This is a genomic window from Nocardia sp. XZ_19_231, assembly GCF_015355705.1.
Classification (GTDB): Bacteria; Actinomycetota; Actinomycetes; order Mycobacteriales; family Mycobacteriaceae; genus Nocardia; species Nocardia salmonicida.
In genome coordinates this window covers 185,186-205,818 of record NZ_JACUZI010000007.1, presented here as the reverse complement: position 1 = coordinate 205,818, position 20,633 = coordinate 185,186, and the positions used below count along the sequence as shown (strand labels likewise).

Annotated in this window: 16 protein-coding genes; 15 read left to right on the top strand and 1 reads right to left on the bottom strand. The window is 67.9% G+C overall.

Features of this window, described 5'->3' with window-relative positions:
• The first annotated feature begins 74 nt into the window (after window positions 1-74).
• The 8 genes from IBJ82_RS27920 (at window position 75) to IBJ82_RS27885 (ending at window position 12,205) form a co-directional block, all read left to right on the top strand.
• A complete protein-coding gene (locus IBJ82_RS27920) occupies window positions 75-2,261 on the top strand; it encodes a TRAP transporter fused permease subunit (RefSeq protein ID WP_194828946.1) in 2,187 nt (728 codons plus the stop codon).
• A gap of 47 nt (window positions 2,262-2,308) precedes the next feature.
• A complete protein-coding gene (locus IBJ82_RS27915) occupies window positions 2,309-3,289 on the top strand; it encodes a TAXI family TRAP transporter solute-binding subunit (RefSeq protein WP_194828945.1) in 981 nt (326 codons plus the stop codon).
• A 90-nt stretch (window positions 3,290-3,379) separates the two neighbouring features.
• Window positions 3,380-4,435 carry an alpha/beta hydrolase family protein gene (locus IBJ82_RS27910; protein ID WP_370585514.1) on the top strand — a complete coding sequence of 352 codons (1,056 nt, stop codon included), beginning with the start codon at window positions 3,380-3,382 and terminating at the stop codon, window positions 4,433-4,435.
• A gap of 66 nt (window positions 4,436-4,501) precedes the next feature.
• Window positions 4,502-5,362, top strand: coding sequence for an arylamine N-acetyltransferase (locus IBJ82_RS27905; protein WP_194828944.1), 861 nt, complete (start codon window positions 4,502-4,504; stop codon window positions 5,360-5,362).
• 120 nt (window positions 5,363-5,482) lie between these two features.
• Window positions 5,483-7,531, top strand: coding sequence for an acyltransferase family protein (locus IBJ82_RS27900; RefSeq protein WP_370585519.1), 2,049 nt, complete (start codon window positions 5,483-5,485; stop codon window positions 7,529-7,531).
• Between the two features lie 67 nt (window positions 7,532-7,598).
• Window positions 7,599-9,341, top strand: a complete 1,743-nt coding sequence (locus IBJ82_RS27895; protein ID WP_370585513.1) for a penicillin-binding transpeptidase domain-containing protein — start codon at window positions 7,599-7,601, stop codon at window positions 9,339-9,341.
• A gap of 88 nt (window positions 9,342-9,429) precedes the next feature.
• Window positions 9,430-11,028 carry a serine/threonine-protein kinase gene (locus tag IBJ82_RS27890; protein WP_194828942.1) on the top strand — a complete coding sequence of 533 codons (1,599 nt, stop codon included), beginning with the start codon at window positions 9,430-9,432 and terminating at the stop codon, window positions 11,026-11,028.
• A 175-nt stretch (window positions 11,029-11,203) separates the two neighbouring features.
• Entirely contained in the window at window positions 11,204-12,205 is a 1,002-nt protein-coding gene (locus IBJ82_RS27885; protein ID WP_194828941.1) for an NADP-dependent oxidoreductase, read from the top strand.
• Window positions 12,206-12,231: 26 nt separating this feature from the next.
• Here the strand turns inward: IBJ82_RS27885 and IBJ82_RS27880 are convergent, their stop codons facing one another.
• A complete protein-coding gene (locus IBJ82_RS27880) occupies window positions 12,232-12,933 on the bottom strand; it encodes a TetR/AcrR family transcriptional regulator (RefSeq protein WP_194828940.1) in 702 nt (233 codons plus the stop codon).
• A 210-nt stretch (window positions 12,934-13,143) separates the two neighbouring features.
• Between IBJ82_RS27880 and IBJ82_RS27875 the strand changes: the two genes are divergently transcribed.
• The 7 genes from IBJ82_RS27875 to IBJ82_RS27845 all read left to right on the top strand — a co-directional run bounded on the left by IBJ82_RS27875 (window position 13,144) and on the right by IBJ82_RS27845 (window position 20,633).
• Window positions 13,144-13,965 carry an ABC transporter ATP-binding protein gene (locus IBJ82_RS27875; protein WP_194828939.1) on the top strand — a complete coding sequence of 274 codons (822 nt, stop codon included), beginning with the start codon at window positions 13,144-13,146 and terminating at the stop codon, window positions 13,963-13,965.
• Window positions 13,966-13,971: 6 nt separating this feature from the next.
• Complete coding sequence (locus tag IBJ82_RS27870) at window positions 13,972-14,676, top strand: ABC transporter ATP-binding protein (RefSeq protein ID WP_194828938.1); 705 nt, start codon at window positions 13,972-13,974, stop codon at window positions 14,674-14,676.
• 25 nt (window positions 14,677-14,701) lie between these two features.
• Window positions 14,702-15,580 carry a branched-chain amino acid ABC transporter permease gene (locus tag IBJ82_RS27865; protein ID WP_194828937.1) on the top strand — a complete coding sequence of 293 codons (879 nt, stop codon included), beginning with the start codon at window positions 14,702-14,704 and terminating at the stop codon, window positions 15,578-15,580.
• A gap of 3 nt (window positions 15,581-15,583) precedes the next feature.
• On the top strand, window positions 15,584-16,669 hold the full coding sequence (locus tag IBJ82_RS27860) for a branched-chain amino acid ABC transporter permease (protein WP_194828936.1): 1,086 nt from the start codon (window positions 15,584-15,586) through the stop codon (window positions 16,667-16,669).
• Window positions 16,669-18,006: an ABC transporter substrate-binding protein gene (locus tag IBJ82_RS27855; protein ID WP_194828935.1), complete on the top strand. Its 1,338-nt coding sequence runs from the start codon at window positions 16,669-16,671 to the stop codon at window positions 18,004-18,006. The genes IBJ82_RS27860 and IBJ82_RS27855 overlap by 1 nt, the downstream gene beginning before the upstream one ends.
• 165 nt (window positions 18,007-18,171) lie before the next feature.
• Window positions 18,172-19,509, top strand: coding sequence for a histidinol dehydrogenase (hisD, locus tag IBJ82_RS27850; protein WP_194828934.1), 1,338 nt, complete (start codon window positions 18,172-18,174; stop codon window positions 19,507-19,509).
• Window positions 19,506-20,633: a histidinol-phosphate transaminase gene (locus IBJ82_RS27845; protein WP_194828933.1), complete on the top strand. Its 1,128-nt coding sequence runs from the start codon at window positions 19,506-19,508 to the stop codon at window positions 20,631-20,633. The genes hisD and IBJ82_RS27845 overlap by 4 nt, the downstream gene beginning before the upstream one ends.

Genomic DNA, 20,633 nt, shown 5'->3' with positions numbered 1-20,633 from the left:
AGTGTCCATTTTGTACAGACTGTGCGGTTGTCGATTTCGTCACCGGGCAGGAATCTCGTTGCTATCGTCCGCTCATGAACGCGGCGCCACCTGTAGTCACTGCGGCTGAGCTGGGGGTGGACGACGACGAGCGGCCCGCACGGGTGCTCTCCGGATTTCCCGGTCGGCTGGTCGGTGTTGTCGCGCTCGGGCTCGCGCTGTTGTCGGTGTGGCAGGTGTTTCGGCCGTTGGCGCAGGGCAGTCAGTACTACCTGGTCATTTTTCTGGCTGTCGCGCTGCCGCTGGTGTATCTGAGCTACCGGTCGTGGTGGGGTCCACTCGATCGGGCTGATGGGCCCTCGGTGCTCGATTGGGTGCTGGCTGGTATCACGTTGGTGGTGTGTCTGTATCCGGTGCTGCCGATCCGGATCGGTGACGCGGGCGGGGGATACGACGCGTTCCTCGATCGCCAGGGGATGCTGGCGCCGCTCGATGTGGTGATGGGCGGGCTGCTGCTGGTGCTGGTGCTCGAGGCGTGCAGGCGTACCACCGGGGTGATCCTGCCGATCGTGTGTCTGGTGTTCCTCGGGTACGGGTACTACGGCGGACTGCTGCCGCAGGACTGGTCGATCGCGCACGCGGGGCTCGATGTCGATCAGATCGTCGACGCGCTCTACAACTCCGGCAGCGGCTTCTACGGCACACCGCTGGACGTGGCCGCCAGTTACATCGTGTTGTTCACGCTGTATGGCGCGGTGCTCGAATTCTCCGGTGCCGCGAGGTTCTTCGTCGATCTGTCGGTGTCGCTGTTCCGTCGCTCGCACAGTGCGGCGGGGCGGACGGCGGTGGCGTCGGGATTTCTGCTCGGGACCGTCTCGGGGTCGGGGACCGCGACCGCGGTGAGCACCGGCGCGGTGACCTGGCCGATTCTGCGCAAGGCCGGATACCGGCCCGAACAGGCGGGCGGGATGCTGGCCGCGGCGGGTGTCGGTGCGATTCTGTCGCCGCCGACGCTGGGCGTCGCGGCGTTCATCGTCGCTGAGTATCTCGACGTGTCGTATGTGACGGTGCTCGGGTGGGCGCTGATCCCGACATTGCTGTACTACCTCGGCATCCTGCTGTCGGTCGAGATCGACGCGCGCCGCATCCACGCGGAAGGCCGCGCGCCCGCGGATCTGGCCGACGGTCCGCTGCCCACGCCGTGGTGGAAACTGCTGGGGCGCTTCGGGTACCACTTCTCGTCTCTGCTCGTGATCGTGGTGCTCTTGCTGGCCGGCGTGAGCGCGACCCGCGCGGTCGTCTACGCGACAGTGCTCGCGCTGCTGCTCGCGATCCCGGATCGGATGCTGCGGACCACCTCCGACGAGAGTGCGAGCCCCTCGCCCGCGGGCGCCGATCTCACGAAAAAACCCGCCGGACAGGAGGCTACGGAATCGGCTGACAGTGCGATCGCTGACCGTGGCTCGGCTCCGAAGGCGGGTTGGTCCGGCTGGTCACAGAAGAGCGTGGGGCAGTTCGTGATCGAGGCATTGCGCTCGCTGTCGTATGGCATGCGCTCGGCGCTGCCCGTGGTCGCGGTGTGTGCCGCCGCCGGCGTGATCACCGCGATGACCACCAAGACCGGACTCGGTGCGCAACTGGCCGCGCTGCTGGTCAAGGCCGGATCGGCACTGTCCGACGATCCCGCCGTGGTGCTGGCGACCACCGCGGTGCTGGCGGCGATCGCGCTGTCGCTGCTCGGCCTCGCGGTGCCGGTGACGGCGTCGTTCGTCATCGGCTGGGTGATCATCGGGCCCGCTCTGCTCGACCTGCACGTGGCCGCACCCGCCGCCGCCATGTTCGTCTTCTACTTCTCGGTGCTCTCGGAGGTGACCCCGCCGACCGCGCTCGCCGCCGTCGGCGCGGCCGCCGTGACCGGCGCGAAGGCCATGCCGACGATGTGGCACGCCCTGCGGTACGCGCTGCCCGCGTTCCTGGTGCCGCTGATGTTCGTGCTCACCGACTCCGGACAGCATCTGCTCGGACGCGGCGCGGTGCTCGACGTGCTATGGGTCAGCGCGGCCGCCTGCGTGGGTGTCGCGGCGCTGGCCGCGGCGACGGGCGGATGGTTGTTCGGAATCGGGGCGATCGGCCCGATCGCGCGAACTATCGCCGCCGCGGCCGGTCTGACACTGCTGTACCCGAATCCGGTCGCCACCGGGATCGGGCTCGGACTGCTGGTCCTCGCCGCGGTGGCGGGCCTGGTCGAACGGGCGAACAGAACATCCACGGACACACCGTGATCCGCGGGAACAGGCAGGCGGCCTCGCCGTCGACGAAAGGAGACCTCATGGTCAGAACAATTGTCGCCGTGGTCGCGGCCGCCGCGTTACTCACCGGCTGCGGTGGGCGCCAGGACACCCCGACGGCCGACACGGGTGGTGAGGTGAGCTGTGAAGTGAAGCAGGACACCCGGATCGGCATCGCCACCGGCAACGCGACCGGGGTGTACTTCGCGCTGGGCAACGCCTATGCCGAGCAGGTCTCCTCCGCCACCGGTGGCACCGTGAAGGCGACCGCGGCCGAGACCGGCGCCTCGGTGCAGAACATCCAGCAGGTCGTCGGCGGCACCTATCAGGTCGGCTTCTCGCTCGCCGACTCCGCGGCCGACGCGGTCGCGGGCAAGGGCAGCTTCACCAGCGAGCAGCCGATTCGCGCACTGGCCCGGCTCTACGACAACTACACCCAGGTCATCGTGCGCACCGACGCGGGCATCAACTCCCTCGCCGACCTGCGCGGCAAACGGGTCTCCACCGGCTCGCCGAAATCGGGCACCGAGGTGATCGCCCAGCGCGTGCTGCAAGCCGCGGGGCTCAACCCGGACAGCGACGTCTCCGCCCAGCGCCTCGACCTGACCAAGACCGTCGACGGGCTCAAGGACGGGTCCATCGACGCCATGTTCTGGTCCGGTGGCCTGCCGACGCCGGGCATCACCGACCTGTTCACCACCGCCAAGGACAAGGTCCGCTTCCTCGACATCACCGGGGTGCTGCCGAAACTGAAGGAGATCAACCCGGTCTACGAGACGGGCTCGATCCCGGCCGCCACCTACGGCCTGTCCGCCGACACGCCGACCATCGTGGTGCCCAATCTGCTGGTGGTGCGCGACGACCTCGACGCGAACCTGGCCTGCGTGCTCACGACGACGTTGCTGGATCGCAAACCCCAACTGGAACAGGCGAATCCGGCCGCCAAGGGGATCAACGCCGACACCGCGAGCAAGACGGCGCCGGTGCAGTTGCATCGCGGGTCGGAGGTCGCGCTGCGCTGAGGTCACCGCGAACGGACCCGCGCCGACACGTGGGGTTCCGGCGGTCCTCGCGACCCCTCCGACTGGTAGAGGTCGCGAGGACCGTGTCATGTGAGCGTGGGAACGCGCGACGATGTGCTGGACCCCCGCCTGCCGGTGGCGGACAATCGCGGCATGAAGCGGGTCGGGGTCGTCGTGGCGGTGTGCGCGTTGCTGTTCGCGATGGCGGCCGCGGTCGGACCCGCCCTGCGCGCGCAACCGCCGTGCACGGCGGGCGTCGATCTGCGACAGGTCGCGATCACGGTCGACGGCGAGCGTGCGACCGGGCGCGTGTACGAGCCGTATCGCTGTGTTCCCGGTGATATCTCGGTCACGAAGTTGGTGGTCGCGGTCCACGGTCACGGCGGGTCCTCGGCCGATTTCGCGCCGTATATGTCCGCGCTCGCCCGGACGGGCGGGTCGCCGATTCTGCTCATGGATCTGCGCAGCGCCGACGGACCGTGGCGCACCGGTGACTGGAATCTGTGGGCGGGCTGGCACGACCTGGTGGCGGCGACGCAGTGGTATCGCGGCGAGCATCCCGATATCGCGTCCACCGTCCTGTGGGGATGGAGCCAGGGCGGCATCACCAGCGGGCTCGCGGTGGCGCACGGTCCACCCGGACTGTTCGACTACTGGGTCGACAACTACGGTCCCTCCGACGATTTCACCATGTGGGCGGCCAGCGGGTCGGTGAACCCGGCACTGCCGCGACAGATCGAACGTGACGCGGGCGGCTGCACGCCGATGATCTGCCCGCTCGCCTACATCGAGCGCTCGCCCGCGCTGCTCGCCGACCGGATGAGCATGCGCAGAGCCTTCCTGATCCACGGCACCGCCGATGCCGTCGTGCCCTTCGCCACCAGTGTGGAATTGCGCGCGGCGCTGACCGCGGCGGGCAAACCGTTCTCCTTCTACACCGTGGTCAGCGGGCGCGATCTCACCGGCGCGATCGTCCCCGGTGACCACGCCGTCGGGCCCGCGCTGTTCGAGGGCGGGTGTGTGGTGTTGCGGCTGTTGGCGGGGACCGAGCCGCTCGCGCCGCAGGTCAGTGACTATGTCGTCGATGTCGGGCACGACCTGGTCACCGCGCCCCCGGCGCCCGCGGGCGCGAAGTGCGCGGCCTGAGGCGACGGGGAACAACGTTCGCCGAACCGCGGTTGTGCGAAAGACACCGACCGGAACGAGGATGCGATGACCGACCCAGTGCCCGACGATCACGGCTGGCAGGGCGCCGAGCTCGAGCTGGACGCCTACCTGGCCCGGATCGGCTATGCCGGGCCACGCACCGCTTCGGTCGACACCCTGCGCGCACTCGTGCGTGCCCACACGACCTCGATCCCCTTCGAGAATCTCGAGATCATCCTCGGCCGGGGCATCCCGCTCGACCTCGACTCTCTCCAGAACAAGCTGATCCGGCAGCGTCGCGGTGGTTACTGCTACGAGAACGTCGGGGTGTTCGCCGCCGCGCTCGAGCGGTTCGGTTTCGGTGTCAGCGGACTCAGCGGGCGGGTCACCTACGGTGTGGCCGATACCGGCGTGCTGCGGCCGGCGACCCATGCCCTGCTGCGCGTGAGCACTCCGGACGACGATCGCGTCTGGATCTGCGATGTCGGTTTCGGTTTCGGACCGCTGGAACCGTTCGAATTGGTCGACAGCAGCGGCGAATTCGCGCTCGGCGACTGGCGCTATCGGCTGGAGCGCCGGGTCGGCGACCTGTGGGTGCTGTACCAGTTCAGCCGCGACGGCTGGATGGACCGCTATACCTTCACCGAGAACCCGCAGTTCCGCATCGACTACGCGGTCGGCAACCACTTCGTGTCGACCTCGCCACGCTCGCCGTTCACCACCCGCCCCTTCCTTCAGCGATTCCTGCCCGAGGTCCACCATGTGCTCGACGACCTGACGCTGAGCTCGGAATATCCCGACGGCACCGCCACTTCGCGTGACCTCGATCCCAGCGAGCTGACCAAGGTGCTGGCCGAAGTGTTCGACATCGACCTCGACGAAGCCGACGCGGCCGCCCTGGCGACCACGCCCTGGCGAACCCGATAGCACCCGCTCCGCGCGGCACGGCGGTTTGCTTCCTGGGTGTCCCTACGGCAAATTGATGGTTACTTGCCGGGAAACAAATCTGTTGTGGGGGCCGATTCTGTGGGGTCGTTGGTGCCGAATATCCGGACCGCATCACCGCTCGTGCCGGGTGCGGCGGTCCGCGGCACCGTCGAACGGCGTCAGGATCTGGACGGGCTGCGCGGTGTAGCGATCGCGCTCGTGGTGGCGTTCCACGTGTGGGCGGGCCGCGTATCCGGCGGAGTCGACGTTTTCCTCGTGCTGTCGGGGTTCTTCTTCACCGGCGCCGTGGTGCGCGGGGTGGAGCGCAGCGGTGGGGTATCGGCCATGGAGACGGCGCGACGGACCGTGCGCAGGCTGATGCCGTCGTTGGTCGTGGTGTTAGGGGCGATTCTGCTCGCTACGGTGGTGTTGCGGCCGTATACCCAGCTGGGCGAGGCCGCCGCGCAGACGTTGGCCTCGATGTTCTATGGCCAGAACTGGTATCTGGCCACCGCCGAGCTCGACTACCTCTCACCCGATCCCTCGGTGAGCCCGCTGCAGCACCTGTGGTCGATGTCGGTGCAGGGGCAGTTCTACCTGGTGATCCTCGCGCTGCTGGCGGGGTGGGCCTGGTTGCGCAGGCGCGGTTCGGCCGGGCGGCTCACCCTGGTGATCGTGCTGGGCGGGCTGGCGTCGCTGTCGTTCTGGTACGCCGTTTCGGGGACCGGGCAGCACCAAGCGTGGACGTATTACGACAGCGTCGCGCGCGGCTGGGAGCTGCTTGCCGGTGCGATGCTGGCCGTCGCGGCACCCTGGTTGCGGTTGCCGAATCGGCTGCGTGGGCTCGCGGCCGCGCTCGGGCTGGCGATGGTGCTGTCGTGCGGACCGCTGTTCGACGGCGCGAATCAGTTCCCCGGTGTCGCGGCGCTGTGGCCGGTGGCGGCTGCCTGCCTGGTGATCGCCTCGGGGTTCGCGGCGGCAACGCGGGCGTGGCCGAACCGGCTGCTGGCCGGCCGGTTCTGTACCGAACTCGGTGCGCTGGCCTACCCGCTGTACCTGTGGCACTGGCCGATCCTGATCTTCTACCTGGGCGAGACCGGGCGCGCGAATGCCGGGGTCGTCGACGGGCTGGTGGTGATCGGCGCCTCGCTGGTGCTGGCCTACGCGACCACTCGGCTGATCGAGACGCCGCTGCGCATGCCGCCGCGGGGCGAGCGGACGGAAACCCGCAAGGCAGCCGGCACCCTGGTCACCGCCACGGCGGTGGCGGTCCTGATCGCCTCGGTGGGATGGCAGGTGGTGCTGGTGGCCAACCCGGCGGTGCCGCCGCAGGCACTGGACATCCACCGGTATCCGGGCGCCGCCGCCCTGTTCACCGGCGCCGAGTACTCGCCGGAACCCATGCGCCCCACGGTCTTCGAAGGCCAGGCCGACACTCCGTCGCCGACCAGCGACGGCTGCATCACGCCCAACCGCGAAGTCCGCGTCTGTACCTACGGCGACCCCACCGCCACCCGCTCGATCGCGCTGGTCGGCGGCTCGCACTCCGAGCACTGGCTGCCCGCGCTGGAACCGCTCGCCGTCGAACACGGGTTCCGGGTGGTCTCCTATCTCAAGGAAGGGTGCCCGGTCGTCCTCGCCGATCAGCCGTCCTATGCCGAGTGGCCGTTCCCCGAGTGCCACGAATGGTCGGTGGAGGTGCTCGACCGGCTGTCGGCCGAACCACCGGACTGGGTACTGACCCTGTCCACCCGCTACCGCATGAACGGCGTGGGCGATGAGGTGCCCGCCGAATACCTCGAGGTGTGGACGGCGATGCAGGACCGGGGCTTCAACGTGCTCGCGCTGCGTGACACCCCACGGCTGCGCCGCGACGGCGTCCTCTACCGCGCCACCGATTGCCTGGCCTACCGCGGCGACCCCGACAGCTGCGGGCTCGATCGCGGCGAGGTCCTCGACCCACACGATCCCGCCCAGGAACCGGCGGCCGGCTACCCGAATGTCCATCCGCTCGACCTGTCCGACGCCGTCTGCCGACCGCAGCGCTGCCGAGTGGTCGAGGGCAATGTGCTCATCTATCGCGACGAGCACCACCTGACCGCCAGTTATGCCCGCTCGCTCGCTCCCGAACTCGGCCGCCAGATCGGGGCGATCACCGGGTGGTGGTAGCGGATCGGCTCGTCACAGCAGAAACGACAACCCCACCGGCACCACGGATCGAGCTAGTCTCGGACCCGTGCGCACTCCACGGAAGGCATCGGTCCTACTCGTCGCGCTCGCTGCGCTGCCCCTGGCCTGCTCGTCCGGACCCGACCAACCACAGACCGTCGCCGAGTCCTTCGCCGCCGCGCTGACCAGCGGAGACGCCGCCGCCGCTGCCGAACTCACCGACGCTCCCGAGGCGGCCCGCCCGGTCCTGACGGCGCTGTTCGACAACCTCGGCAAGAACGACACGGTCCGGGTGACGTCCACCGACGACACGTCGTTCACGCTGGAATCCACCTGGAAATTCGGCCCCGACGGCCGTAACGCGTGGACCTACTCGAGTGCCGGAACCACCACCGGCGCCGACGGGTGGAAGATCGCCTGGCAGCCGACCACGGTCGCGCCCGGCCTCGACCTCGGCGCGCTCAGCTACAGCCCGGTCGCCGCGAAACCGGCCAGAGTGCTCGACGCCTCCGGTGGTGACCTGATGACCCAGCAGGTGGTCACGCTGGTGACCGTCGCACCCGATGCCGACCTGCCCGCCGTCGCCGCGCTGCTCGCCCCGCAGGGCGTCAGCGAGGCCACCTTACGGACGGATCTGGCTGCGGCACAGGGCAAACCGATCACCGCCGTCGCCCTGCGCGATGCCGACATCGCGCCCGTGCAGCAGGCGCTGACCGGAGTGCGTGGGGTGACACTCGCGCCACAGACCCGGCTGCTCACCGTCGACAAGACGCTGTCCGGGCCCACCATCGGGGGACTCGCCGAGGTTTGGCAGGACCAAGCCGACACGGCCGCGGGCTGGGCGATCCGCGCGCAGACCGCCGAGGGCACCCAGCGCATCGCCGGACCCGACGCGAAGCCGACCCCCGACATCGCCAGCACCATCGACATCGACCTCCAGCACGCGGCCGAGGACGCACTGACCCCGATCGCCACCCCGTCCGCCATCGTCGCGCTGCGACCCTCGACCGGCGAGGTGCTGGCCGTCGCGCAGAACGCACCCGCCGACGCCGAGGGCCCGATCGCGCTGACCGGGCTTTACCCGCCGGGCTCCACGTTCAAGACCGTCACGGTCTCGGCGGCACTGCAAGCGGGCGGCGTCACCCCCGACACCGTGCTGCCCTGCCCGGGCCGCGCGACGATCGAGGGCCGCACGATTCCCAACGACAACGGCTTCGACCTGGGTATGGTGCCCCTGCACACCGCGTTCGCACGTTCGTGCAACACCACGATGGCCGAGTTGGGAGTGAAATTGCCCGCCGACGGATTGACCGCGGCCGCCCAACAGTTGGGCCTCGGGGTGGATTATGTGACACCCGGCTTGACGACTGTCACAGGGAAAGTTCCATCCGCCGAAAATCCGGCGCAACGGGTCGAATCGAGCATCGGACAGGGCACGGTGACCGCCTCGCCGTTCGGGATGGCGCTCGTCGCGGCCTCCCTCGCGCACGGTTCCGCGCCCGCGCCGAGCCTCATCCGCGGCCGTCCCGGCACCCCGGATCGGACTTCGACGCCGGTGCCCGCGACGGTGACGTCGCAGCTAGAGACCATGATGGGGGAGACGGTGAGTGCGGGCACAGCCACCGCACTGCGCGACATCCCCGGTCTGCTCGGCAAGACCGGCACGGCGGAGTATCTCGACGACACCCACGCCCACGGCTGGTTCGTCGGCATCGACGGTGATCTGGCGTTCGCGGTGTTCGTCGCGGACGCCGGAAGCTCCGGACCGGCGGTCGAGGCAGCGGGACGGATGCTACGTGTGACACCATGAGTCGTCTTTCCCCCCGCAGGCGAGCAATCCCCCCGCTGCCGCACGCGGTCATCACTGCGCCAGCTACACTCGGCGGCGGACCATACCCATGGTCAATACGCGGGATGTCACAATTTCGAGAAGGTTCGGAGTAGGCGCCATCGATACCGGTCAGAAGATCGCGGAGCATTACCGCCTGGTCGAGCGTATTGGTAGCGGCGGCACAGGCGTTGTATGGCGTGCTGTCGACGAACGCCTCCAACGCTCCGTGGCAGTGAAGCAGATCCACATCAAACCCAGCTTGCCCGAGGGCGAGCGGGATGTGTTGCGCCAGCGCGCGATTCGGGAAGCCCGCAACGCGGCGCGTTTCCAGCATCCCAATGCCATCGTGGTATTCGACATCACCGAGCACAACGGTGATCCGTGCCTGGTGATGGAGTACCTCAAGTCGGTCAGCCTCGCAGGGGAGCTGGGTCAGAAGGGCCCGCTGCCACTGCTCGAGGTCGCCCGCATCGGTGAGATGGTCGCTTCCTCGCTGATCGCCGCCCACCAGGCCGGTTTGGTGCACCGCGACGTGAAACCGGGCAATATCCTGCTCGGCGACCACGGTGAGGTGAAGATCACCGACTTCGGCATCTCCCGAGCGGCCGGCGACGTGACGCTCACCGAGACCGGGCTGATCTGCGGAACTGCCGCTTATCTGGCACCCGAGGTGGCGCGCGGCTCCGATCCCACGCCCGCCGCCGACGTATTCGCCCTCGGCGCAACGCTTTTCCACGCGCTGGAAGGCGAACCGCCCTACGGCGCCAACTCCAACCCCCTCGCGGTGCTCTACGCCGCCGCCAACGGTCAGGTGCGCGAGCCCCACAACGCGGGCCCCGCCACCGACTTCCTGCTCGACCTGCTCAGCCCGGACCCTCTCGACCGTCCGACGATGACCGAAGCCCGCGACGCGCTGGCCTCCTTCGCTGAGGACGACGCGGTCCCCGCTGGATTCGTGCCTGCCAGTGAGGCTTTCAATCGTCGTAACTCCGCGGCGACCACCCAGGTGATCCGGCAGTCCGGTCGCCGGGCCTCCCATGCGGGCGCGTCCACGGCCACGACCCGCCAGATCCGCTCGAACCCGCGTCCACAGGTCCGGCAGGACACCGCGGCGCACCCGCAGACCCAGGCCCATCCCATGCCCGCCCCGCGCAAGCAGGCAGGCAAGGGGCGTGCGGTGCTGATCGGATCCGGTGTCGGCGCGCTCATCGCGGCGATCGCCGTCGCCGTCAGCGCGCTGAGCAGCTCCGATTCCGATTCACCGGGGGTGCAGGCGAGTCCGCCGACCTCGGTGCAGGCCTCGGCGGCTCCCAAGCCGAGCGCGGCGGTTCCTCCGCTGGGGCAGGCCGCCAATGTCGGCACGGTCGACATCGGCTCGGCCGGTCTGCTGGTCGAGAACTTCTTCAGCAACCCGGGCGGTTCGTGGTCGCTGCTCACCCCCGCCGCGCAGGACGTGTACGGCAGTGAGTCCGCGTTCCGCGAATACTGGAACGACCGCACCGTCGAGAACTTCGCCAGCATCACCGCGGTCAGCGGCAACAATGCCGACGGCTCCACGAATATGCGCCTGGCCAGCATCACCATCAACGGATCGACCAAGGCGATGACGATGCGGGTAGTGAACTCGGGCGGCAGTCTGCGCATCGACGGCGACACTCGACACTAGGCGACGCACCGCCTGAACGCCGCCTCGCGCGCCGATCAGGTGGTGCTCGGCCGGGCGCCGGAACCATCGAGCTCGTAGTGTGATCTGGGCCACTTCGTGACCGCGACCTTATCTGAATCCGGTATCAACTTCAATATTGATCGCCGCGTCGCAGCTAAGGAAACGAGAGGTCTCCGTGACGAAAACCCAGCAGGTACGGCTCGCCCAGCGGCCGTCAGGACTTCCCGACGCCGAGACCTGGAACCTGACGACCGAGGAGCTACCAGCGCTGTCCACCGGACAGATTCTGGTGAAGGTCGACTTCATCTCGCTGGACCCGGCGATGCGTGGCTGGCTCAACGACGTGCGCTCCTACGTGCCGCCTGTCGGGCTCGGTGAGGTGATGCGCTCACTGGATATCGCGACGGTGGTCGAATCGACGCACCCGGACTTCGCTGTCGGCGACACCGTGAGCGGGATCTTCGGCGTTACCGAGTACGCGATCAGCGACGGCAAGGGCGTCGAGCAGGTCGAGCTGAGCGTCGCACCCGGACCCACGTGGCTCGGCGCGCTCGGAATGCCCGGTATGACAGCGTATTTCGGACTGCTCGAGGTGGGGAAGCTACAACCCGGCGAGACCGTGGTGGTGTCGGCCGCGGCCGGCGCCGTCGGCAGCGTGGTCGGCCAGATCGCAAAGGCCAAGGGCGCGCACGTCATCGGGATCGCGGGCGGGCCCCAGAAGTGCCGATTGCTCACCGAGGAACTCGGTTTCGACGCCGCCATCGACTATCGCAATGATGACGTCCTGCGGCGGATGCGTGAGCTGGCGCCGAAGGGAATCGACATCTACTTCGACAACGTGGGCGGCGAGATCCTCGATGCCGCGCTCGCCAATCTCCGTCGCGGGGCCCGCGTGGTGCTGTGCGGGGCGATCTCGGCGTACAACGACGAGAAGCTACAGCCGGGGCCGTCGCGCTACATGTCGCTGCTGGTCTTCCGCGCGACCATGACCGGATTCGTGGTCTTCGACTATGCCGATCGCTACGGCGAGGCGATCGGGCAGATCGGTCAATGGCTGGCCGAGGGGACGTTGAAGAGTCGCGAACACGTCGTCGACGGTGGCGTCGCACGATTCGGCGAAACCTTGAATCTGCTGTTCACCGGCGGCAATACCGGAAAGCTGGTACTCGCGCTCTGAGATCGCAGCGGTAGGCGGACTCGGCTTCAGCTGGTGGACACATTGGTTCGTCGGCCGGACCCCTGGTCCGGCTGGTTGCCTCCGGTTACCAGGGCCACGGCCAGTCCAGCGTTGAACGTGCCGAGTTCCTCGGGGGTATCGGGGCCGCTGAGTCGATACCACCGCACCGGGTCGATGGCGAGGGCGATGATGCCGCGCACCACCCGGGTGACATCGATGGGGATGAAGGCGCCACGGTCGATGCCGTGCGAGACCAGGTTTCGATACAGGGTGGTGGTGCGGCGGCGAATGGCGCGAATCTCCGCGAGATGATCGGCGGTGAGGTTCGCCATCTCGTATTGGGCGACGCGTGCGGCCACGTGGTGGCGCGCGTTGCAGGTGACGTGTTCGGCCACCACGCTGCGCAGGTGCTCGACGGGGTCGCCCGGGTCCGGAATCAGCAGGGCTTCATGGGCTTTGTCATGCGCGACGCGGGTGATCTCGAACAGCATGTGCTCCTTGGTCGGGAAGTGCACATACAACGCGGCCGGGCTGAGGCCCGCGCCCGCGCTGATGTCGCGCGTGGTGGTGCCCTGGAAGCCCTTCGCGGCGAAGCAGCGGGTAGCGGAGCTGAGCAGATTCCGGGCGACCTCGCTGTAGGCGTCTGCCCACAGTTCGGGTGAGAAGTCTTGCAGCCGTGGATCGTCGAACTGCCAGTCGTGGAATTCGCCGGGTTGCCGCCTGGTCATGACCGCTCCGATCTGTGCTCGCCCGCCCGTGCGGCCGCGATGGGGACAGTGCGGCAAACCACCGCTGTCCGAGTTCATCCCTTGACATTCCTACCTTAGCTAGCAACTATGCAATGAGTCACATCTGACTGAGCGCTTAGTTGGCTGGTCGAGGGTTCGAAAAGGTTGAGCCTGAGTCGGTCTGGTGCGAAGTAGTAAGAGGGAAGTGCTATGAGTCTTGCGGTATCGGAGATATCTGACCCGCCGTCGGCCGTGCTCGCCATGAGTGGGATCTCGATCTCGTTCGGCGGGCTGGTGGCGCTGTCGGATGTTTCGCTGGACATCGCGCCGGGGCAGGTGCTCGGCGTGATCGGCCCGAACGGCGCAGGCAAGACGACCCTGTTCAATGTCGCGTGCGGGTTCGTCCGCCCCGACCACGGGGCGCTGTGGTGGCAGGGCGCCGAACTGACCGGGCTGCGGCCACATCAACTGGCCGGGCTCGGCATCGCCCGAACTCTGCAGGGGCTCGGACTGTTCGATCACATGACCGTCCTCGACAATGTCGTGATCGGCGCGGACCGGCACGCCGGTGCCGGCTTCCTCGCGGGGCTGTTCGCATCCGGCTCGCGAGACGAGCGCGCGCTGCGTGAGCGTGCCATGGGTGTGTTGGCCGAACTCGGCATCGCCGATGTGGCCCAACGATTTCCGAGCAGCCTGCCCTATCCCGTCCGCAAACGCGTCGCGCTGGCGCGGGCGCTGGCCGGTGAACCACGGCTGCTGCTGCTCGACGAACCGGCCAGCGGGCTGTCCAACGCGGAGATGGACGAGCTCGGTGAACTCATCGGTCAGCTTGCGCAACGGATGTCGGTCATGCTCGTCGAACACCACATGGACCTCGTGATGAGCGTCTGCGACCGCATCGCGGTGCTGAACTTCGGCAAGCTCATCGCCTGCGGAACGCCCGCGCAGGTGCGGGAGGATCCAGCGGTGATCACCGCGTATCTCGGTGAGGAAGTTCACCGTTCGACCTCGGCCGACACTCGGGAAGGGTGAGTGGCGATGCTCGAGATCCAGAACCTCAGCGTCACCTACGGCGCGGTACGCGCACTGCACGACGTCACGGTCACCGTTCCGCGCGGACAGGTCACGGCGGTGCTCGGCGCCAACGGTGCGGGCAAGACCACGCTGCTGCGGACGATTTCGGGCCTGGTCCGCGCGGAGCGCGGCACCGTGCTGCTCGACGGCCGCGACCTGACCCGCACCCCGGCCGAGAACATGTCCGCGCTCGGTCTGTCCCATGTGCCCGAAGGGCGCGGGGTGATCACGGAATTGACCGTGGCGGAGAATCTCCGGCTCGGTGCGCTCGGTCGACGCGACAAGTCCCGGACGGTCGATCTCGACCGGGTGTACACCCTGTTCCCGATGCTCGCCGAGCGTCGCGACCAGACCGCGGGCGCCATCTCGGGTGGGCAGCGGCAGATGCTGGTGATCGGCCGTGCGCTGATGGCCGACCCCACCATGCTGCTGCTCGACGAACCGTCGCTCGGCCTTGCCCCACGCGTGGTCGCCGAGATCTTCGATCTCCTGCGCGGTCTGGTGGAAACAGAGGGGCTCACGATCCTGCTGGTGGAGCAGAACGCTCGCAGCGCATTGTCCATCGCCGACCAGGGCGTTGTGCTCAACCTGGGGAAAGTCGTTGTCTGCGACTCCGCCGCGACCCTCGCCGGCGACGACCAACTCCGCCACGCGTATCTCGGTTTCTGAGAAGCACTTTCGGTTAGGACCTCTCGTGCAGCAATTGGTGAACATCACGCTCACCGGCATCAGTTCGGGCGCGATCTACGCGGCTTTCGCACTGGCTCTGGTACTCATCTGGCGATCCACCCGGATCGTGAACTTCGCGCAGGCGCCGATGGCGATGGTGACTGTGTATGTCGCGCTCGTGATCATCGACGCCGGATACTCCTACTGGATCGGGTTCTTCGCGGCACTGGCGTGTGGCTTCCTGCTCGGTGCGGTGACCGAACGAGTCGTCATCCGGCCGGTGGAGGGCAAGCCCGATATCAACGCGGTCATCGTCACGCTCGGCTTGTTCATCGTGATCCATGCGATCGCGGCCATCGTCTTCGGCACTCGGTACCGCTCCTTCCCCGCGCCGTTCGGGTTGCGCGGGTTCCAGATCGGCGACTTCAACATCGCGCTCACCGGTTTCGGTGTCTTCACGATCGTGTCGGTGCTGATCGTGATGGTGCTGATGGCCGCGTTGTTCCGGTTCACCGATGTCGGATTGAAGATGCGGGCCGCGGCGTTCAGCCCGGAGGTCGCCCGGCTGCTCGGGGTGAAGGTCAACCGGATGCTCACGTTGGGCTGGGCGTTGGCCGCGCTGGCGGGCACCCTGTCCGGAATCCTCATCGCCGGCGGGAGTTTGGTGTATCCGGCGTTCATGGACTCGGTGGTGGTGTTCGGTTTCGTCGCTGCGGTGATCGGCGGGCTGGAGAGCCCGCTCGGCGCGGTCGTCGGCGGCCTACTGCTGGGGTTGGGATTGAGCTTCGTCAGCGGCTATGTGGGTTCGGAACTGGTACCGCTGGCCTCGCTGGTCATCCTGCTGGTGGTGCTGCTGGCGCGCCCCGGCGGTCTGTTCTCGCGGACCGCGACCAGGAAGGTCTGAATCATGTTGCGCACCTTGAAGACATCTGTGCTGCTGCGGCATCTGACGCTGGCGCTGCTGGGCATCGTCGCGATCGTCGTCGTGGTGGAATCGGCGAGCGACTACGGGTCTGTGCAGTTGGCGTCCATGGCCTACCTGGCCATCGCCGCGGGCGGGCTGACGATGCTGACCGGTCTCAACGGGCAATTGTCACTGGGGCACGGCGCGTTCCTGGCGATCGGCGCCTACACCACCGCGGTCGTGCTCCAGAAAGCCTCGGATACACCGATTCTCGTAGTGCTGGTGGTCGCGACCGTGGTGACGACGGTGATCGGCGGGGTGGTCGGAGTGGCGGCAGCGCGGCTGCACGGTCCCTATGTAGCGGGAGCCACGTTGGCTTTGGCCATCGGGGTACCGGGGTTGGCTATCTACTTCGACGAATTCCTCGGCGGCGAACAGGGTTTGAACGTGCGCGCCCCTGATGTTCCGGACTGGCTCGGCGACCTGGCGTTCTTTCTGACCGGCAACGAGATGTCGGTGAGCAAGTACATGGCCTACCTCGGCTGGTTCTGTCTGGTCGTGGTGTTCGTGCTGCTGGCGAACCTGTCGGCGGGCCGGGTCGGGCGGCGCTGGCGGGCGGTGCGCGACGATGAGGTCGCCGCGTCACTGGCCGGAATCAATTTGGGCCGCACCCGGATCCAGAGTTTCGTCGTCAGCACCGCGTGCGCGGGGCTGGCGGGCGCGATCATGGCGCTGTCGGTGCGGATCACCGCGCCGAGCGGGTTTCCGCTCACGCTCTCGCTGCTGCTGCTCAGCGCGATCGTGCTGGGCGGGCTCGGCAGCCTCGTCGGCGCGCTGATCGGTGCGGCGTTGCTCACCTACCTGCCGCCCGCCGTCACCGACCTGGGCTCGAGCGCCGGGTTGACCGACATTCAGGCAGCTGAGCTGACCCCACTCATCTACGGGCTCACCACCATCGCGGTCATCCTGCTGGCTCCGACCGGTCTCGTCGGCATCGTCGGCGCACTGCTGAGAAGGCGATCGCAGCCTCGCGACGACCAAGCCCAGATCCGTAACGATCAACCCGGTTCAAAGGAGATTCGGCAGTGATGAAGACATGGATGAAACGGGTGGCCTTGACCACCTGTGCCTGCGCGACGGCAACGTCGCTGGTGGCTTGCGGTGCTGGTGCGGAGCGAGCCGGTGACGGCGGTGCCGAATCCAGCGTCGGCGTCACCGACACCAGCATCAAGATCGGCGGTCATTTCCCGCTCACCGGCGTCGCGGCGCCCGGCTACAGCGAGATCCCCGTCGGTCACCAGGCGTACTACGACTACGTCAACAAACAGGGTGGTGTGAACGGGCGTGCGATCGAGTTCCTCGCCCGCGACGACGCCTACAACCCGACCAACACCAGCCGCGTGGTCAACGAATTGGTGCTCAAGGACCAGGTCTTCGCGATTGTCGGCGGGCTCGGCACCCCGACACACAGCGCGGTGGTCGACTTCCTCAACAGCGAGAAGGTACCCGACCTCTTCGTGTCCTCGGGGTCACTGGCCTGGGGTGATGCGGTGGACAAGAAGCCGTTCACCTTCGGTTGGCAGCCCGATTACGAGGTCGAGGGCAAGATCATCGGCGACTGGATCAAGAAGAACAAGCCGAACGCGAAGGTCGGCTTGTTCCTGCAGGCCGATGACCTCGGCGCCGACGGTGAGAAGGGCATCAACCAGTACATCAAGAACCAGGTCGTCCAGGCCGTTCGCTACACCCCCGGCAACACCGACATCGGCCCCCAGATCGCCGCGCTGCAGGCCGCCGGAGCGGATCTGGTGGTGGGCTTCAACGTCCCCTCCTACACGGCGTTGAGCCAGCTCGGCTCGCTCAAGCTCAACTACAAACCGTCCTGGTTCTACAGCAATGTGGGCTCCGACCCGGGGCTGGTCGGCTCGCTGCTCGCCCGCTTCTCCGAAGGGGCGGTCGGGGGTGCGGGCGGAATGCTCGACGGCGTGATGACCACCTCTTACGTGGCAGACCCCGACGCCGCGGGTGATCCGTGGACGGATCTGTGGCGCAAGGTGTGGAAGGAAAGTGGCCAGCAGGGGGAGCTCACCGGCTACCACGTCTACGGCATGGCACAGGCCTACACGTTCGTGCAGGCATTGCAGGCGGCCGGAACCGCACCGACCCGTGAGGGCATCGTGGCGGCGATCGAGAAGGTCGGCGCCGACTTCGACGGGCCGGGGCTGGCACCGTTGCGGTTCTCCGAAGACAACCACCTGGGGATGTCGGGGGTGCGTGTCGCCCAGATCAAGGCCGGCGCGCTCGAGCCGCTCACTCCGGTGCTGGTGACCGGCGGCGGTGACACCCCGATCACCCAGGACAACTCCGGCGCGGACCAGGACAAACCGACCGCGAACGGGATCCCGGACATTCCCGCGGTGAAGTAGGTGGCGATCGGCAGCGGGCGCGGTGATCGTGGCCGGGTCCGCTGCCTGTTCGCGACAGAGGGCGAACCGACGCGGCCGGGGAGGATGTGCTGGAAAAGCGATGGCGGGCGACCATTAGGCTGGTAGCTGACCCGAGCCCAGCACAGAACAGGACCGTACCCCGATATGACTTCCCGCATCGAGCTCGCCCGCGTCGATCTGCGCGGTCGTACTCCTTCCACTGCCGAGCTGCGCACCGCGCTGCCGCGTGGAGGAGTCGACGTGGACTCGGTGCTGCATCATGTGCGGCCGGTCGTCGAGGATATTCGCGATCGGGGTGCGGCGGCGGCGCTGGATTACAGCGAGAAGTTCGACGGCGTGCGCCCCGCTGTGGTGCGGGTGCCTGTCGCCGAGCTGGCCAGAGCCCTCGCTGAGCTGGATCCGGCCGTGCGCGCCGCACTCGAGGTGGCGATCGAGCGGACCAGGAAGGTGCACGCCGATCAGCGGCGCACCGACACGGTGACCGAGGTCGTGCCCGGTGGCACCGTCACCGAGAAGTGGCTGCCGGTGGAGCGGGTCGGGCTGTATGTGCCCGGTGGCAACGCTGTGTACCCCTCCTCGGTGGTGATGAATGTGGTCCCGGCGCAAACCGCGGGGGTCGAGTCGCTGGTGGTGGCCTCGCCGCCGCAGGCGCAGTGCAGTGGACTGCCGCACCCGACGATCATGGCGGCCGCCGCGCTGCTCGGCGTCGACGAGGTGTGGGCTGTCGGTGGCGCGCAGGCGGTGGCATTGCTGTCGTACGGCGGTGTCGATACCGATGGTGGAGCGCTCGAGCCTGTCGATCTCATCACCGGGCCGGGCAATATCTACGTCACCGCGGCCAAGCGGCTGTGCCGTGGGCTCGTCGGTATCGATGCCGAGGCAGGCCCCACCGAGATCGCCGTGCTGGCGGACGCCACCGCCGATCCGGTGCATGTGGCCGCTGATCTGATCAGTCAGGCCGAGCACGATGTGCTCGCCGCGAGTGTGCTGGTCACCGACTCTCCTGCACTGGCCGACGCGGTCGAGGCTGCGGTGAATGCGCAACTGGCCGTGGTCAAGCACCACGATCGGGTGCGGGAAGCGTTGCGCGGCAAGCAGTCCGGGATCGTGCTCGTCGACGACATCGCACAGGGTCTGCGGGTTGTCGATGCCTATGCCGCCGAGCACCTCGAGATCCAGACCGTCGACGCCGCCGCTGTTGCCGCGCGAGTACGCAGCGCGGGTGCGATTTTCGTCGGTCCGTGGGCGCCGGTCAGCCTGGGCGACTACTGCGCCGGCTCGAACCACGTGCTGCCGACCGCGGGGTGCGCGCGGCACTCCTCGGGGCTGAGCGTGCAGACGTTCCTGCGTGGCATCCACATCGTGGAGTACACCGAGGCCGCGTTGAAGGATGTCGCCGGACACGTTGTCGCCCTTGCCAATGCGGAAGATCTGCCCGCGCACGGTCAGGCTGTGCAGGCGCGTTTCGAGGCGCTGTCGTGAGTACTCCCACCGTGCCCGGCGCCTCGGCGACCTTGGACCAACTGCCGCTGCGGGACAACCTCCGGGGCAAATCTCCTTATGGCGCACCGCAATTGACGGTGCCCGTTCAGCTCAATACCAACGAGAACCCACACCCGCCGAGCAAGGCGCTGATCGACGACGTCGCCGAATCGGTGCGCGCCGCCGCCGTCGACTTGCACCGGTACCCGGATCGTGACGCCGTCGCACTGCGTCACGACCTGGCCGAGTACCTGACCCGCCAAACCGGCGTCGCCGTCGATACCGCGAACGTGTGGGCGGCCAACGGCTCCAACGAGATTCTGCAGCAGCTGTTGCAGGCGTTCGGTGGGCCCGGTCGCAGCGCGCTGGGTTTCGTGCCGTCGTACTCGATGCACCCGATCATCTCGGAGGGCATCGACACCGAGTGGGTCGAGGCGCAGCGCAGCGGTGACTTCTCGCTCGACATCGACTACGCCGTGTCGCAGATCGTCGAACGCCGCCCCGATGTGGTGTTCGTGACGAGTCCGAACAACCCGACCGGGCACAGCATTCCGATCGACGAGCTCGAGCGGATTCTCGATGTCGCGCCCGGCATCGTCGTCGTGGACGAGGCCTACGGTGAGTTCTCGGCGGCTCCGAGCGCGATCACGTTGATCGACCGGTTCCCGACCAAGCTCGTGGTCACTCGGACCATGAGCAAGGCGTTCGCCTTCGCGGGTGGGCGCCTGGGTTACCTGGCGGCCTCGCCAGCGGTGATCGACGCGATTCTGTTGGTGCGGTTGCCGTATCACCTGTCGGTCGTCACCCAGGCCGCGGCGCGCGCGGCCCTGCGCCATGCCGACGAAACCCTCGGCAGCGTCGCGGAACTGGCGGCCCAGCGTGACCGGGTCGCCGCCGCGCTGGTGGCGCTCGGCTTCGATGTGATCCCCAGCGACGCCAACTTCGTGCTGTTCGGCCGGTTCACCGATGCGGGCGCGGCGTGGCAGCACTACCTCGACGCGGGCGTGCTGATCCGCGACGTCGGTATCCCCGGTTACCTGCGCGCCACCATCGGCCTGGCCGCCGAGAACGAGGAATTCCTGCGCGTGAGCCGCGATATCGCGGGCACCGACCTTACTCACTGA